The sequence below is a fragment of the Micromonospora cynarisoli genome (genome assembly GCF_030518815.1).
In the GTDB taxonomy this organism is placed as follows: domain Bacteria; phylum Actinomycetota; class Actinomycetes; order Mycobacteriales; family Micromonosporaceae; genus Micromonospora; species Micromonospora wenchangensis.
In genome coordinates this window covers 1,296,851-1,312,674 of the sequence record NZ_CP130426.1, presented here as the reverse complement: position 1 = coordinate 1,312,674, position 15,824 = coordinate 1,296,851, and the positions used below count along the sequence as shown (strand labels likewise).

General features: G+C 74.3%; 15 protein-coding genes. 14 read left to right on the top strand and 1 reads right to left on the bottom strand.

The window, feature by feature from the left end; genetic code table 11:
- The first annotated feature begins 409 nt into the window (after positions 1-409).
- The 10 genes from Q2K16_RS05490 to Q2K16_RS05445 all read left to right on the top strand — a co-directional run bounded on the left by Q2K16_RS05490 (position 410) and on the right by Q2K16_RS05445 (position 8,254).
- The gene (locus Q2K16_RS05490) at positions 410-1,033 is read left to right on the top strand and encodes an RNA polymerase sigma factor (protein WP_302743935.1); all 624 of its coding nucleotides are present in this window, start codon (positions 410-412) and stop codon (positions 1,031-1,033) included.
- A gap of 16 nt (positions 1,034-1,049) precedes the next feature.
- Positions 1,050-1,811, top strand: coding sequence for a hypothetical protein (locus Q2K16_RS05485; protein WP_302743934.1), 762 nt, complete (start codon positions 1,050-1,052; stop codon positions 1,809-1,811).
- A 140-nt stretch (positions 1,812-1,951) separates the two neighbouring features.
- The gene (egtA, locus tag Q2K16_RS05480; protein WP_302743933.1) at positions 1,952-3,187 is read left to right on the top strand and encodes an ergothioneine biosynthesis glutamate--cysteine ligase EgtA; all 1,236 of its coding nucleotides are present in this window, start codon (positions 1,952-1,954) and stop codon (positions 3,185-3,187) included.
- Entirely contained in the window at positions 3,184-4,521 is a 1,338-nt protein-coding gene (gene egtB / locus Q2K16_RS05475; protein ID WP_302743932.1) for an ergothioneine biosynthesis protein EgtB, read from the top strand. The genes egtA and egtB overlap by 4 nt, the downstream gene beginning before the upstream one ends.
- 34 nt (positions 4,522-4,555) lie before the next feature.
- Positions 4,556-5,329: an ergothioneine biosynthesis protein EgtC gene (gene egtC, locus Q2K16_RS05470; protein WP_302743931.1), complete on the top strand. Its 774-nt coding sequence runs from the start codon at positions 4,556-4,558 to the stop codon at positions 5,327-5,329.
- A 40-nt stretch (positions 5,330-5,369) separates the two neighbouring features.
- Complete coding sequence (gene egtD / locus Q2K16_RS05465) at positions 5,370-6,341, top strand: L-histidine N(alpha)-methyltransferase (protein ID WP_302743930.1); 972 nt, start codon at positions 5,370-5,372, stop codon at positions 6,339-6,341.
- Between the two features lie 327 nt (positions 6,342-6,668).
- Positions 6,669-7,256, top strand: a complete 588-nt coding sequence (locus Q2K16_RS05460; RefSeq protein ID WP_204960667.1) for a TMEM165/GDT1 family protein — start codon at positions 6,669-6,671, stop codon at positions 7,254-7,256.
- A gap of 39 nt (positions 7,257-7,295) precedes the next feature.
- Entirely contained in the window at positions 7,296-7,712 is a 417-nt protein-coding gene (locus tag Q2K16_RS05455) for a DUF1622 domain-containing protein (protein ID WP_302743927.1), read from the top strand.
- Positions 7,712-8,035: a hypothetical protein gene (locus Q2K16_RS05450; RefSeq protein WP_302743926.1), complete on the top strand. Its 324-nt coding sequence runs from the start codon at positions 7,712-7,714 to the stop codon at positions 8,033-8,035. The genes Q2K16_RS05455 and Q2K16_RS05450 overlap by 1 nt, the downstream gene beginning before the upstream one ends.
- Positions 8,036-8,050: 15 nt before the next feature.
- Entirely contained in the window at positions 8,051-8,254 is a 204-nt protein-coding gene (locus Q2K16_RS05445; protein ID WP_088646463.1) for a hypothetical protein, read from the top strand.
- Positions 8,255-8,303: 49 nt separating this feature from the next.
- On the opposite strand, the gene Q2K16_RS05440 is transcribed toward Q2K16_RS05445, so the two are convergent.
- Positions 8,304-10,181, bottom strand: a complete 1,878-nt coding sequence (locus Q2K16_RS05440) for a polysaccharide biosynthesis protein (protein ID WP_302743925.1) — start codon at positions 10,179-10,181, stop codon at positions 8,304-8,306.
- A gap of 188 nt (positions 10,182-10,369) precedes the next feature.
- On the opposite strand from Q2K16_RS05440, the gene Q2K16_RS05435 reads away from it, so the two are divergent.
- The 4 genes from Q2K16_RS05435 to Q2K16_RS05420 all read left to right on the top strand — a co-directional run bounded on the left by Q2K16_RS05435 (position 10,370) and on the right by Q2K16_RS05420 (position 15,726).
- Entirely contained in the window at positions 10,370-11,827 is a 1,458-nt protein-coding gene (locus Q2K16_RS05435; RefSeq protein ID WP_302743923.1) for a tyrosine-protein kinase domain-containing protein, read from the top strand.
- 157 nt (positions 11,828-11,984) lie between these two features.
- A complete protein-coding gene (locus Q2K16_RS05430) occupies positions 11,985-13,214 on the top strand; it encodes a glycosyltransferase family 4 protein (protein ID WP_302743922.1) in 1,230 nt (409 codons plus the stop codon).
- Between the two features lie 97 nt (positions 13,215-13,311).
- Complete coding sequence (locus Q2K16_RS05425; protein WP_302743921.1) at positions 13,312-15,096, top strand: DUF4012 domain-containing protein; 1,785 nt, start codon at positions 13,312-13,314, stop codon at positions 15,094-15,096.
- A gap of 12 nt (positions 15,097-15,108) precedes the next feature.
- Complete coding sequence (locus tag Q2K16_RS05420; RefSeq protein ID WP_302743920.1) at positions 15,109-15,726, top strand: hypothetical protein; 618 nt, start codon at positions 15,109-15,111, stop codon at positions 15,724-15,726.
- Positions 15,727-15,824 lie beyond the last annotated feature (98 nt).

The following is a 15,824-nucleotide window of genomic DNA, read 5'->3' as shown; positions in this document are numbered from 1 at the left end:
ACCTGACGGGCGGTCACCGGTGGTTGACCCGGGGTCACCGGCGGTGCCTCGTGACCTCGTGGCCGGGGCGACGGGCGGCACGGGCGGCGTCCGGACGGTGATCGGTGTTACTCCGACGCGCCGCCAACGAGATTGATCTATGTCACCCTTTCCGCCCCGTCGACCGCTTGCCTACGCCCCGCTCCGGCTCCTAGTGTTGCCCCCTCTGGCCCGCCCCGGCGCCGGTACCGCGCCCAGACCCGACGCCGTACTCTCCCGGCGGCGTCCAGACAGGTCACCCGACCTCCGGCGTCGGGTGCGAGCGGGGCAGCGGGGGGCTGAAGGTGCGCGAAGGGGTCCGCTGGTCGGGCCGGGGCGGCGGCATGTCCGCCGGCTGCCGGCCCCCGTCGGTCGACGGGGCGGTCCGGTCGTGACCGACGACCTGGCCGGGGCGGTCGCGGCGGCGCAGGCAGGTGACGAGGAGTCGTTCCGGGTCCTCTACCGCAGCCTCCAGCCGGGCCTGCTGCGCTACCTCACCGCCCTCGTCGGCCCGGACGCCGAGGACGTGGCCTCCGAGACCTGGTTGCAGATCGCCCGGGACCTGTCCCGGTTCACCGGCGGCGAGTTCCGCGCCTGGGCGGTGACCATCGCCCGGAACCGGGCCATGGACCACCTCCGTCGGCAGCGTCGCCGCCCGTCCCTGCCGGTGCCCGTCCAGGCCCTCACCGACCTCGCCGGCGACGCCGACACCGCCGAACGGGCCGGCGAGACGATCGGCACCGAGTCCGCGCTGGCGTTGATCGCCACCCTGCCGCCGCGGGAGGCCGAGGCGGTGCTGCTACGGGCGGTGATCGGGCTGGACGCCGAGACCGCCGGCCGGGTGCTCGGCCGGCGGCCGGGCGCTGTCCGCACGGCCGCGCACCGGGGGCTGCGCCGGCTGGCCGCGATGCTGGAACGCGGCGACGCCCCCCGGTCCTCCGACGACGAGCGGGTCGCCCCGCCCCGCCCCCGGCCGACGCCGCATGCGTCGCGGGCCGAGCCGGCGGACGGCTGAGATGAGGGGAGACTGGATGAACCCGCGCCGGTCGGCCCGCTCCGGCCGGCCGATGAGCCCGGCCGAGGCCGAGCGGCTGCTCGATCCGACCGGGCCCGACGCTCCACCGCCCACCGACGATCCGCTCACCCGGTTGCTGGCCGCAGCCGCCGCACCGGCCCGACCCGGTGAACTCGCCGGCGAGCAGGCGGCGCTGGCGGCGTTCCGGGCTGCCCGGGGCGCGGCGGCACCCGGACCCGCCCCGGCCGGCCGGCGGCGTCCCCGGCTGACCACCGGCGTGGTTGCCTGGATCGCCGGACTGGCCGCCACCGCCACCGCCGGGGTGGCCTTCGCCGCCGTGACCCTCGACCGTCCCGCCGAGCGGGCGCCCGGCCCCGTCCCGTCCGCCACGGCCACGGCCACGGTCCGGCCATCCCCGCACCGGTCCGAACCGCAGCGGCACAGCCCGTCGCGGCGGCCCGGCGGCACCGCGCCCGACGGCGGCCCCTCGGCACCACCCGGCCCGCCCGGCCACGGCGGGCCGCAGAACGCCGGCAAGTTGGTCGGACAGTGCCGGGCGTACCTGGCCAAGCCGCCCCCGCAGCGGGCGAAGGCGCTGACCAAGCCGGGCTACGCCGACCTGGTGGCCGCCGCGGGCGGAGCCGACCGGGTGGAGGCGTACTGCCACACCCTGGTCCCGCAGCGCCCGCCGTCCGGGCCACCCGGCGGCACCGGCGGACCACCTGCCGCCACCGGCGGTCCGCCCGGCCCCGGCGGCGGGACCGGCCGTGGGAACTAGTCGAAAAGGCTTCACAATTATTTCTTCCCGTCGGGTCTGCGGGATCGGTCCCTGAGACAGAAGATGGAGGACGGGCCGGCCCACGCGGTCGTGCCCACCGGCCGGCACGGCCGGACCCTGCGTCGGGAGGGGACCGTCTCGTGGTGACGTCGCCGGGGCTGGACCGGTCGACCGTGCTCGGCGAGGTCGCCGGGGCGGCCGGGCACCTGGCCCGCATCTGCTTCAAGACCGGGCCACCCACCCTCACCGGCGTCGAACTGGAATGGACCGTCCACGACGCCGCCGACCCCGCCCGGCCACTGGACCGGGCGCGGCTACGAGCGGCACTCGGGCCACACAGCCCACCCACCCTGGACGACACCGGCCCGGCCCGCCCCCTGCGGCACGGCAGCACCGTGACCGTCGAGCCGGGCGGCCAGGTGGAGGTGTCCACCGCGCCGCGATCCTCGGTCGCCGCGCTGGTCTCGGCCACCCAGGCCGACATCGACGAACTTGACGCCCTGCTCGCCCGTGCCGGACTGGTGCGTGGGCAGACCGGCATCGACCCGTGGCGGGCCCCCCGCCCGGTGGTCGACACCCCGCGTTACCGCGCCATGCGCTGCGTCTTCGACCGGCGCGGCCCCGCCGGGCAGACCATGATGTACAGCACCGCCGGCCTCCAGGTCTGCCTCGACGTCGGCCCGGCCGCCGGCCTGGCCGAGCGTTGGGCGGCGGTACACGCGATCGGGCCACCCCTAGTGGCGGCCTTCGCCACCGCCGACCGGCACGCCGGCCGGCCCACCGGCTGGGCGTCCGCCCGGATGGCCGCCTGGCTGGACATCGACCCGGCCCGCACCGGCCCGGTCTGGTCGGCGCAGCACCCGGACCGGGACCCGGTCGCCGCCTGGACGGAGTACGTCCTCGCCGCACCGCTGCTCTGCCTACGCCACGACGGCCCGGACTGGACACCCCCGCCCGGGGTCACGTTCGCCGACTGGATAGCCGGGGCGTTGCCCGACCCGCCCACCACCGACGACCTGGACTACCACGTCAGCACCCTCTTCCCGCCGGTGCGCCCGCGCGGCTACCTGGAGGTCCGCTACCTCGACGCCCAACCCGGCCGGGACTGGACCCTTCCGCTGGCCGTGCTGACCGCGCTGCTGGGCGACGACCGGACGGTGCGGGCGGCCCGCACGATCGCCGCGCCGGTGGCCGAGCGCTGGCGCACCGCCGCCCGGCGGGGGCTGGCCGACCCGGCCCTGGCCGGGGCCGCCGTGGCCCTGCTCGACCTGGCCCGGGAGACGCTGCCGACGCTGGACCTGCCGACCGACACCCACGACGAGATCGACCGCGGGATCCGCCGACGGATCGCCGCCGCGGAGAGGGGGGACCGGTGACCACCACCGAACAACCGGGCGCGCAGGCCGAGCCGCTGCGCAGCCGGATCGCCGCCGAACTTGCCCGGACCCGCGCCCGCACCGACGCATTGACCAGCGCGGTCGACGACGACGACCTGGTGCGGCAGCACTCGACGCTGATGTCCCCCCTGGTCTGGGACCTCGCCCACGTGGGCAACCAGGAGGAACTGTGGCTGGTCCGTGACGTCGGCGGGCGGGAGCCCGTGCGGCGGGACATCGACGACCTGTACGACGCGTTCAAACAGCCCCGCAAGGACCGCCCCTCCCTGCCGCTGCTGCCCCCGGCCGAGGCGCGGGCCTACGTGGCGACCGTGCGGGACAAGGTGCACGACCTGCTCGACGGGGTCCGGTTCACCGGGCGGGCGCTGGTCGCCGACGGCTTCGTCTTCGGCATGATCGTGCAGCACGAGCAGCAGCACGACGAGACCATGCTCGCCACCCACCAGCTGCGCTCCGGCCCACCCGTGCTCGACGCGCCCCCGCCCCCCGAGCCCCGGGCCCGGGTCGCCGCCGAGGTGCTGGTGCCGGCGGGGCCGTTCACCATGGGCACCTCGACCGACCCGTGGGCGTTGGACAACGAACGCCCGGCGCACACCGTCGACCTGCCCGCGTACGTCATCGACGCCGCGCCGGTCACCAACGGGGCGTACCGGGAGTTCCTCGCCGACGGCGGGTACGACGACCCGCGCTGGTGGAGCGCGGCCGGCTGGCGGCACCGCACCGAGGCCGGACTGACCGCGCCGATGCACTGGCGACGCGACGGCGACGGCTGGGCGTACCAGCGGTTCGGCCGGTGGGCCCCGGTCCGCGACGACGAGCCGGTGGTGCACGTCTGCTGGCACGAGGCGCAGGCGTACGCGAGGTGGGCCGGCAAACGGCTGCCGACCGAGGCGGAATGGGAGAAGGCGGCCCGCTGGGACCCGACTACCGGCCGGTCCCGACGCTGGCCGTGGGGTGACGACGAGCCGACCGCCGAGCACGCCAACCTGGGGCAGCGGCACCTGTGGCCGGCGCCGGTCGGGGCCTACCCGGCGGGCGCTTCGCCGCTCGGCGTGCACCAGCTGATCGGCGACGTCTGGGAGTGGACGGCGAGCCCCTTCCACGGCCATCCCGGCTTCGCCGTGTTCCCCTACCGGGAGTACTCGGAGGTGTTCTTCGGCGGCGACTACCGGGTGCTGCGCGGTGGCTCGTTCGGCACCGACCGGGCGGCCTGCCGGGGCACCTTCCGCAACTGGGACCACCCGATCCGGCGGCAGATCTTCAGCGGTTTCCGCTGCGCCCGTGACGCCCGGCCCGAGGAGGCCGACGGGTGAGAGGCGGCCCACGGGTGAGAGGCGGCGTCGCCTGATGTGCCGGCATCTGGCCTACCTCGGCCCCCCGGTGACCCTGCGGTCGCTGCTGTACGACCCGCCGCACTCGCTGGTCCGGCAGTCCTGGGCCCCCCGGGACATGCGCGGCGGCGGCACGGTCAACGCCGACGGTTTCGGCGTCGGCTGGTATCCCGGCCCCGGCGGGACGGACGGCGGGGGCGACGGTCGCGGCGGGGCCCCGGTGCGGTACCGCCGGGCCGGCCCGATCTGGTCCGACCCGACGCTGCCCGAGCTGGCCGCGGTGACCTGCTCCGGCACGGTGCTGGCGGCGGTGCGATCCGGCACGGTCGGCATGCCGGTGCAGGAGAGCGCCGCCGCGCCCTTCGCCGAGGGGCGGTGGCTGTTCAGCCACAACGGGGTGGTGCGCGGCTGGCCGGACTCGGTAGTCGGGCCGGCCGGCGGCCTGCCGGTGCGGGACCTGCTCACCCTCGACGCGCCGACCGACTCGGCGCTGCTGTGGGCGCTGGTCCGGCACCGGCTGCGGGCCGGCGCGTCGCCGGCCGAGGCGGTCGTCGCGACCGTCCGGGAGGTGGCCGCCGCGGCCCCGGGATCACGGCTGAACCTGCTGCTCACCGACGGCGTGTCGGTGGTGGCGAGCGTGTGGGGCCACGCGTTGTCGGTGCGCGCCGACGACGGCACGGCGCTGCTGGCCTCCGAGCCGGTGGACGACGCGCCCGGCTGGCGGGAGGTGCCCGACCGGCGGTGGGTCCGGGCGGGGCCGGACGGCGTGCACGTCGGCGAACTGGATTGACCGGACCGAACAGCACCTTCTCGATACAGGAGCAGACGACATGAGCGCGGAACCGCTGGAGATCTACCTGGAGGAACGGGACCTCGACCGGGCGCTGCGGTCCGACGTCCGGACCGGGCTGGCCGCCGACCCCAAGTGGCTGCCCCCGAAATGGTTCTACGACGCCCGGGGCAGCGAGTTGTTCGAGCAGATCACCCGGCTGCCGGAGTACTACCCGACCCGGGCGGAACGGGCCGTGCTGGCCGTCCGGGCACCCGACATCGCGGCGTCGACCGGGGCGAAGACGCTGATCGAGCTGGGCTCCGGTTCGTCGGAGAAGACCCGGCTGCTGTTGGACGCGTTCACCCGGCACGGTGGGCTGGGCACCTTCGTGCCGCTTGACGTGTCGGTGAGTGCGCTGCGGCAGTCCACCGCGCAGATCGCCGCCGACTACCCGGCGCTGCGGGTACGCGGCATCGTCGGCGACTTCACCAGGCAACTCGACAGGCTGCCGACCGGTGGCCGCCGGTTGGTGGTCTTCCTGGGCGGCACCATCGGCAACCTGGTGCCGGCCGAGCGGGCCGACTTCCTGGCCGCCATGCGCGCCGCCCTGGAGCCGGGCGACCACCTGCTCATCGGTACCGACCTGGTCAAGGACCCGGCGGTGATCGTCCCGGCGTACGACGACGCGGCCGGGGTGACCGCCGAGTTCAACCGCAACGTGCTGCGGGTGATCAACCGGGAACTGCACGCCGACTTCGACCCGGACGCGTTCGCCCACGTCGCCCGCTGGGACCCGGCGCAGGAGTGGATCGAGATGCGGCTGCGGGCCCGACGCGCGGTGCGGGTCCGCGTCGACGCGCTCGACCTGACCGTCGACTTCGCCGCCGACGAGGAGCTGCGCACGGAGGTGTCGGCGAAGTTCCGGCCAGCCGGGATCCGCGCGGAGCTGACGGCGGCCGGGTTCCTGCCGACGGAGTTCTGGACCGACCCGGACGGCCTGTTCGGGGTGACCCTGGCCCGCGCCGCCTGACCGTCGGTGGGTCAGGCCGGCCGGTCCGCCGCCGACCGCGCCTGACCGCCGGCGACGACACCGCCGGCCCGGTGCGTCGGGGCGTCGACGGGCACCCTGCGGGGTGACGTGGCGCACCCGGCGCACCGGCCGGTCGGGCCGGTCGGTTAGGCTGGCCCGGCGAAGGGGAGTAGCCCCCAATGTCGTGGTCGACACACTGGTGCGTTCCGCACCCGGCCACGCGGCCCCACCAGCGGTGGGGCGGGCGAGACCTTCGACTCAGGCTGTCACACAGCCGGGTCGAGGTCGCCCCGTAACCTCCTCCCGGCCTGATCGGGAAGGTTCCTCATGGACGGTTTCCTCGTCGCGCTGGTCGTCAGCTTCGGCGTCATCTTCGTCGCCGAGCTGGGCGACAAGTCCCAGCTCATGGCGCTCACGTTCGCCACCCGGTTCAAGACGGTCCCGGTGCTGATCGGCATCACCGTCGCCACCGCGATCGTGCACCTGGCTTCGGTGGCGATCGGGGTCGGCCTGAACGCGGCCCTGCCCACCGGATGGATCTCGTTGGTCGCCGGCCTGGCGTTCCTCGGCTTCGGCGTCTGGACGCTGCGCGGCGACAAGCTCACCGAGGAGGAGAAGCGCAAGGCGGAGAAGACCGGCAAGTCCGCCATCGTCGCCGTCGGTGTCGCGTTCTTCCTGGCCGAGTTGGGCGACAAGACGATGCTCGCCACCATCACCCTGGCCACCAAGTACGGCTGGTTCGGCACCTGGCTCGGCTCGACGCTGGGCATGGTGGCCGCCGACGCCCTGGCGATCCTGGTCGGCCGGCTGCTCGGCCGGCACCTGCCGGAGCGGACCATCCGCTACGGCGCCGCGGTGCTCTTCGCCATCTGCGGCCTGTGGCTGATCCTGGAGGCGGTGCGGGAGCTGTCCTGACCGCCGACTAGCCGGGGTGCGGGCGGGTAACGCCACCCGGTGAGGCTGGACGAACTGCTGCGGCACGGCGACGCGGTCGCGGTGGGGGTCGTGGAGACCATCGGCGCGACCGTCATCGTCGTCGGCGCGCTCTGGGCGGCGCTGCGGATCGTGGTCGAGGGGCTGCGGCACCGCAGCGCCGCCGTGTTCACCCCGATCCGGCTCTCCCTCGGCCGGTTCCTCACCCTCGGCCTGGAGTTCCAGCTGGCGGCGGACATCCTGCGGACCGCGGTGTCGCCGACCTTCGCCCAGCTCGGTCAGCTGGCCGCGATCGCCACCATCCGGACTGCGCTGAACGTCGTGCTGCGCCGGGAGATCGCCCAGGAGAAGCGGCAGGTGGACGCCGGCCCGGACGCCGGTGACGGGGCGCGCCCCGACCAGCGGGCGGCCTCGGGCGGCAGCGGCGGGAACCCCTGATGACCGACCTCGTGGTGCTGCTCGCCACCCTGGTCAGCACGCTGGCCCTCGGTGTCGGCGGCGCGGTGCTGCTGACCGTCGGGTCCTGGCGGACGGCCCTGCGGGTCCTGCTCGACCTGCTGGTCGCGGCGGGCCTGCTGCGGCTGGCCGGCGGGCCGGGCTGGCCGGCGCTGGCGTCGGCGGTCGCGGTCGTCGTGCTGCGCCGCATGCTCTGGTCCGGTCTCGACCCGGCGTCGACTGCCGCGCCGCCGACTACCGACCCCCCGGCGTGGGTAAGCCGAGCCCATCCCCACCGGGGGCAGCAGGCCACGAACCGGACGTGACGGAAGGATTCCCCTATGAGCCGGCACGACGAGCCGAACGAGTACGGCTTCGCGGGCGGGGCCACCGCCCCGCAGCCCCCACCGGGCGGCCGCTCCGACGAGCAGGACCGCGCCGAGGCGGTCGCGGTGCCGGGCGACGACCTGACCGGGTCGGTCACCGAGGCGCTGGAGGAGACCGAACCGGACGAGCGGGACGACGCGGCCCGGCGACGCCGCTGACCGGCCGGCCACCGTCCGCCCGGTGACACACACCGGGCGGACGGTGGGTTCAGCGTGGTGAGGTCAGGGTGGACAACCGGGGGGCGTCGTCGACCCGGGCGTGCTGGTCGTCGCAGCACGCCGCCAGCCGTTTGACCAGCTCCTCCGGGTCGCCGTACGGGTCCAGCCCGGCCAGTTCCGCCGGGTCCAGCGCGGGGACCCGGACGTGGGAGATGAGCGGGTGCAGCGGCCGGCTGTCGATCTCGTCGACGCCGAACAGGTCCTCGTGCAGCTTCTCCCCGGGGCGCAGGCCGGTGTAGACGATCTCGGGGGGCTGGGCCGCCTCGGCCGCCAGTCGCTGGGCCACCTCGGCGATGCGTACCGGCTCGCCCATGTCCAGCACCAGCGCCTCCCCGCCCCGGCCGACGACGGCGGCCTGGAGCACCAGGTGCACCGCCTCCTGCACGGTCATGAAGTACCGGGTCACGTCCGGGTGGGTCACGGTGATCGGGAGCCCGGCCCGGACCTGGGCCTGGAAGGCGGTGAGCACCGAACCCCGGCTGCTGAGCACGTTGCCGAAGCGGACGCTGAGGAACGCCGCGCCGTACCGGTCGGCGTAGTGCGCCGTCAGCCGCTCGGTGATCCGCTTGGAGTAGCCGAGGACGCTGATCGGATTGGCCGCCTTGTCGGTGGAGATGTTGACGAACTCGGCGACGTCGCGGCAGGCCTCCAGCAGGTTCAGCGTGCCCTGGACGTTGGTCTTGACCGCTTCGCCCGGGTGTCGCTGCAACAGGGTGAGGTGTTTGAGGGCGGCGGCGTGGAAGACGATGTCGGGCCGTCGTTCGGCGATGATCCGGGCGATCCCGTCGGCGTCGCGGAGGTCGGCGAGGATCAGCTCCGGCCCGTCCAGCAGCGCCCGGCCGTGCAGTGACATCTGGAGCGCGTGCAGCGCCGACTCGTCCCGGTCGAGCATCATCAGCTCGCCGGGGTCGCAGCGGGCGATCTGCCGGCACAGCTCGGAGCCGATCGAGCCGCCCGCCCCGGTGACCAGCACCCGGCGTCCGGCGAGCCCGTTGCGCTCCACGGGTAGTTCGGCCACCCGCTGGGCCCGCCCGAGCAGGTCGGTGAGTTGCAGGTCGCGGACGGCGTGCGCGGTGACCGGGCGGTCCAGCAGCTCGCGTACGGGCGGCAGCACCTTGAACGCGGCGCCGGCCTGCAGGGTGCGGCTGCGGACGTCGCGCATCAGCTCGGCGTCCGAGCCGTTGATCGAAAAGATCACCGTGCCGGCCCGGGTGGCGCGGACGGCCTGGATCAGTTGCTCCCGGCCGCCGAGCACCCGTAGCCCGGCCACCCGCAGCCCCTGCCGCTCGGGGTCGTCGTCGAGCAGCCCCACCGGCAGGTATCCGCTGGTCGGGTCGCCGAGCAGCACCCGGACGAGGCGTTCGCTGGCCGCGTCGACCCCGTAGATCAGGGTGCGGTCGGCCGAGCGGGCGGGCCGGGCGTCGCGGTCGCGTCGCCACCGGTAGGTGACCCGGCCGGCCCCCATCAGCAGTAACGCCACGGCGGCACCGAGGATCGGCACGCTGGCCGGGATGGGGCGTTCGGCCATCGGCAGCAGCGCGGCCAGCGCCACGGCGGCGGCCAGCACGACCGTCCCGCCCAGGTCGCGGGCCTCGCCGACGCTGCCGACCGGGTGCCGGCCCCGGGCGGTGAACCGGACCTGTTCGAGCGCCGCGTGGATGACCGCGCACACGCCGGCGGCGCCGAGGGCGAGGGCGCACTGCCGGGGGGTGATGCCGAACTCGTACCGGGCCCAGGAGGCGACCAGGAAGCCCGCGCACCAGGAGGCGGTGTCGAGCGTTAGCAAGGACAGGGCCTTCGCGCGTCGCGTGACCCAGTCGCGCCGCTGGCTGGGGTCGTCGTCGGGCTGGGGGTCTACGTGGTTCATTGGCGTCCTCTGCGTTTTGTTCCGTGATTGCGAGGATTCGGCACTGAAGATCGGTTTGCATCGTATACGTTGTTTTTGCAACTTAAAGGGCTACTCGCTGCGTTTAGATACTCTCACGGCGTTATAAGAACCTAGGGAGACTTCGTGCTTTTTCACCAGCTGGCCGTTCCGCCGGAACGGAGGGCGTGATGGACGTCCGCACCTGCCTGCGCCTGGTCCGCCGTCACTGGTGGATCGTCCTGGTCACGCTGATGCTGACGGTCGGCTCGGCGGCGCTGGTCACGGTCCGCACGGCGCCCCGTTACGTGGCCTCGGTGACCTTCTTCGTCACCGCCCCCAACCAGGGCGTGAGCAACGCCTACCAGGGCGAACTCTTCCTCCAGCAGCGGGTGAAGTCATATGCCGACCTGCTGCGCAGCGACCGCCTGGCGCAGGCCGTGGTCGCCGACTCCGGCCTCGGCCTCACCGCCGACGACATCCAGCGCCGGGTCGCCACCTCGACCGAACCGGGCACCGTGCTGCTGCGGGCGAGCGTCACCGACACCGAACAGACCCGGGCCATGAAGGTCATCGAGGTCCTGTCGGCCAAGTTCGTCGAGCTGGTCAAGAAGATCGAGACCACGTCGGACGGCAAGGCCGGGCCGACCCGGATCGAGGTGGTGGGCGGCCCCCGGGTCAGCGCCAGCCCGGTCTCCCCGAAACCCAACCGCAATCTCGCCCTCGGCGTCCTGGTCGGGCTCCTGCTCGGCGTGGCGCTCGCCGTGCTGCGCGGCATGGTCGACATACGGCTGCGGGACGCCGCCGGCCTGCAACGCGCCACCGGCAGCCCACTGCTCGGCGACATCCCGTTCGACCAGGGGGCCAAGGCGGCGCCGCTGATCGTCGGCGAGGCGGCGACGTCGGCCCGCGCCGAGGCGGTCCGCAAGCTGCGGACCAACCTGCGCTTCGTGGACGTGCACGAGCCGGCCCGGGTGATCGCGGTGACCAGCGCGTTGCAGGGGGAGGGGAAGACCACCCTGTCCTGCAACCTGGCGATCGCGCTGGCCGAGGCGGGCTGGCGGGTGCTGCTGGTCGACGCCGACCTGCGCCGCCCCAAGGTCGCCGACTACCTCGGTGTCGACGGCGGCGTCGGGCTCACCGACGTGCTCGTCGGCGACGTCCAGGTCGGTGACGTGGTGCAGCGCTGGGGCGACAAGTCCCTGCTGGTGCTGCCCAGCGGCTCGACCCCGCCGAACCCGAGCGAGCTGCTGGGGTCCAAGGCGATGGCCGACCTGCTCCTCGCGCTGCGCGAGTCCGCCGACATCGTGGTGGTCGACACCGCGCCGCTGCTGGCCGTCACCGACGGCGTGGTGGTGGCCGTGCAGGCCGACGGCGCGTTGCTCGTCACCCAGCAGGGGCGCACCTCGCGCGCCCAGGCCGCCGCGGCGGCCCGGTCCCTGCACTCGGTGTCGGTGCGGCTGCTCGGGTGTGTGCTCAACATGGCCAAGGTGGCCCGCGCGGACGCCTACCAGTACGAGGCGTACCGGATCGCCACCGCCTCGGGGGCGTCGGTGCCGGCCGACCGCGCCACCGCCGCCCACCGCGACGAGCAGGGGCTGCACCCGGCCAGCGACCGGACGCAGGAACTCACCCGGCTGCCGCGATGAGTGCCGCCGCCGGTCCGGCCGGGCCGCCTGCGGGCGGGGCTGCGCGCGGGTCCCGCAGGTCGGGGGCGGCGGTCCGCCGTCGCCCCCCGGCCCGGGACCGCGCCGACCGGCCGGCCGGCCGACGACCCGTCGGTGGTACGCAGGGGGGAGCGCGGCGATGAGGGTCGGAATCCTGTCGTACCACTTCCCGCCGGAACCGGCCTTCATCCCTGGCAGCCTCGCCGAGGAACTGGCTCGGCGCGGACACGAGGTGCGGGTGCTGACCGGGTTCCCGGACTATCCCGGCGGCCACGTCTATCCGGGGTGGCGGCAGCGCTGGCGGCACCTGACCCACAGCGAGCGGCTGACCGTACGCCGGGTGCCCCGTTACGCGGGCGGCGACGCCTCGCCCGCCGCCCGGATGGCCGGCTACCTCTCCTTCGCCGGCAGCGCGGCGCTCGCCGGACGGCGTTTCCTGTCCGGCGTCGACGTGCTGTACGTCTTCCAGTTCCCCGCGACCAGCTTCGCTGTCGCCGGGCTGCTGCGGCTGCTCGGCCGGGTGCCCACCGTGCTGCACGTGCAGGATCTCTGGACCGGGGAGGTCACGGCCGGATCGCAACGACCCGGGCGGATCACCACCACCATGCGCCGGGTGCTGCGGGCGGCCGACGCGGTGGCGGTCACCGCCCCCTCGATGCGTGATCTGGTGCTCGCCGACGGGGTCGCCGGGGACCGGGTGCGCACCGTGCCCAACTGGACCGACGAGCGGATCTTCCAACCGGTACGCGCCGGACGGGCCGCCCAGGCGCTGGTCCGTGGGGACGCGCGCTGCGTCGTCATGCACGCCGGCACGATCGGCGAGCGGCAGGGCCTGGAGACGGCGGTCCGGGCGGCTGCGGCGCTTCCCGACCGGATGGATCTGGTGCTGGTCGGCTCCGGGGCGCAGGAGCGCCGGGTCCGGGGCCTGGCCAGCGAACTCGGGGCCGGCAACGTGCGTTTCCTCGACCGGCGGTCACCGTGGGAGATGCCCGAGTTGTACGCCGCCGCCGACTACCAGCTGGTGACCCTGCGGGATCTGCCGGAGCTGAACGGGACGGTGCCGGGCAAGGTGCAGTCCGCGCTGGCCTGTGCCGCCCCGCTGGTGGCCTCCGCCGGGGGCGACACCGCGGCGCTGGTGGAGCGGGCCCGGGCCGGGCTGTCCTGTCCGCCCGAGGACTGGGCCGCGCTGGCCGACCGGTTCTGGCTGGCCAGCACGATCCCACCGCCCGCGCGGGCCGAGATGGGGCAGCGGGGGCGGGAGACCTACCTGCGGGAGATGTCGCTGCGCGCCGGGGTGGACCGGATCGAGTCGCTGTTGCGGGAGGTGGCGTCGCCCCGGGTGCCCGCCGCTCAGTCCCCGATCCGGTGAGCTGAATACGAAAATTCGGTAACTGCCTGACAAGATTCCTTACCGTGCTACAAAACCCCTGAATGGTCATATCATCTGAAATGAGAGCGAGCAACGGGTGGCGGAGAGCGGTAGGCCGCGCAGCGGCCGACGGAGACTGCGGCGGCGGACCCGGCGACGGGTCCGCCGGGCCCTGCTGGTCTGTCTGGTCGTCGGGTCGGTGCTGCTCGGTGCCGCCGGCTGGGTGGGGTTCCGCGGCTGGCAGGCGCGCGCCCACCTGGTCAACGCGGCCGGGCTCGCCCGGGAGCTGAGCACCCAGGTGCTCGGCGGCGACCTCGACCGGGCCCAGCGCACGCTGGCGGCGTTGCAGGGGCAGGCCGGGGCGGCCCGGACCGTCACCGGGGGCCCCGGTTGGGCGCTGGCCCGGCACGTCCCGTACGCCGGGGACGACGTGGCGGCCGTCCGGACCATCGCGGTGGCCATCGACGATTTGGCCCGCGAGGCGTTCCCGGCGCTGCTGCGCACCGACCTGACCACGCTGGTGCCGACCGAGGGACGGCTGGACCTGGCCCGGCTGCGGGCCGCCTCGGCGGACCTGACCGCCGCCGACACCGCCGTGCGCAGGTCCCGGGCCGGCCTCGACGCGGTAGCCGCCGAGGACCTGGTCAGCCAGCTCGGCACGGCGCTGACCGAGCTGCGGGGGGAGATCGACCGGCTGGCCGGGCTGACCGGAGCGGCGGACCGGGGCGCCCGGGTGCTGCCCGCCCTGCTCGGCGCGGACGGGCCGCGCAGCTACCTGCTGCTCTCGCAGAACCTCGCCGAGCTGCGCGCCACCGGCGGCATGTTCGGCGCGTACGCGGTGATCCATGCCGACGACGGGCGGATCCGGATGCGCGAGCAGGGCACGAGCGCCCAGTTCGGGTGGTTCACCCCCGCGCTGCGGGTGGACGAGGAGGTGCGTCGGCTCTACACCGATCTGCCCGGCATCTACCCGGCCGACGTCAACCTGAGCCCGAACTTCCCCGCCGCGGCGAAGCTGTACCGGGAGATGTACCGGCGGCACAGCGGCGTGACCGTCGACGGGGTGCTGGCCGTCGACCCGGTGGTGCTGTCCTACCTGCTCCAGGCCACCGGCCCGGTGCAGGTGCCCGGCGACGCCACCCTGGTCAGCAACCAGGTGGTACGCACCCTGCTCAGCGACACCTACCAGGGCCGCGACGACACCGGGCAGGACGCCTTCTTCGCCGCCTCGGCCTCCGCCGTCTTCGACGCCTTCCTCACGAAGGAGGTCAACCCAAGAGTGCTTTTGTCGGCTTTGGAGCGCTCTATAACGGAAAGGCGGATACTGTTCTGGAGTGCCCGATCCACGGAACAGCGGACGTTCGCCGACACCCGGCTCGCCGGTGCGCTTCCCGAACAGGAGAGCACCCCGACCGTCGGGGTCTTCCTCAACGACGGCAGCGGCGCGAAGCTCGGCTACTACCTACGGCCGACGGCGACCCTCACCACCGGTGACTGTGCCGACGAGGGACGCCGGCAGCTCCGGCTGCGTTTCACCCTGCACTCCTCGGCCCCCGACTCGGGTCTCACCAAGTCGGTGCTCGGCCTCGGCAAGGCGGGCGACCCGTACACGGCCCGGACCCTGATCTCCATCTACAGCCCGGCCGGCGGGACCGTGCTCGACGCCCGTCTGGACGGGAAACCGACCCCGCTGGGCAGTGGGGTCGAGCGTCGCCGACAGGTCGTCATCGCCACCGTCGACGTCGCTCCCGGCGCGACCCGGACCCTCGACGTGAACCTGCTCACCGGCAGGAACACGTCCGGCACCCCTGAAATCTGGCACACACCGACCGCCACCCCATGGACCACCCAAGTAGTTCCCGCACCTAGCTGCAAACAGTAGGAGGAGACCATCATGCGGCTATCCCGCATTCTCATGGCGCTGACGGTCGGTCTGGCCATCGTGGCCGTGCCGACCGCCGCGGGGGCTGCTCAGCCGCAGCCCTCCCCCACCAGCACCCCGCAGCCGCCACCGGACTATCCGCCCGGCACGCCGTCGCTGACGGTCAACCAGCCGACGATCATCATCGGCGAGACGGTGGTGCTCACCGGCACCGGCTTCGGACCGAACGAGATCGTCGACATCGACGTCACCGTGGCGCCCCTCGCCGCGGCCGTTCCGGGGCAGGCACCGGCCCGGCGCAGCGACGGCACCGCCGTCGCCATGGTGAAGGTCGACCATTCGCAGCCCGCGCCGCGGCACTTCACGGCGCAGACCGACGCGAACGGCACCTTCACGGTGAGCTACCGGCCGAGCGACGTCGGACGGCTCACCTTCACCGCGACCGGGCGTACCTCGGGCCGTACGGCCATCACGACGCTCACCGTGCTGCCGAAGAAGCACCTGCCGGTCACCGGTGACGACCTGAGCACACCGCTCAAGGTCGGCGGCGGGCTCGTCGGCGCCGGTGTGCTGCTGATGCTCACCGCGTTCGGCTGGCGGCGTCGCCACCGGTTCGGCATGACCCGCTGACCCGGAACCACTGCGGTACCCGGTGCCCGTCGGACCTTCCGGCGGGCACCGACCGTGCCGGCTGCGTCGCCGACCGCCCCCGGGCGCGGATCGTCACC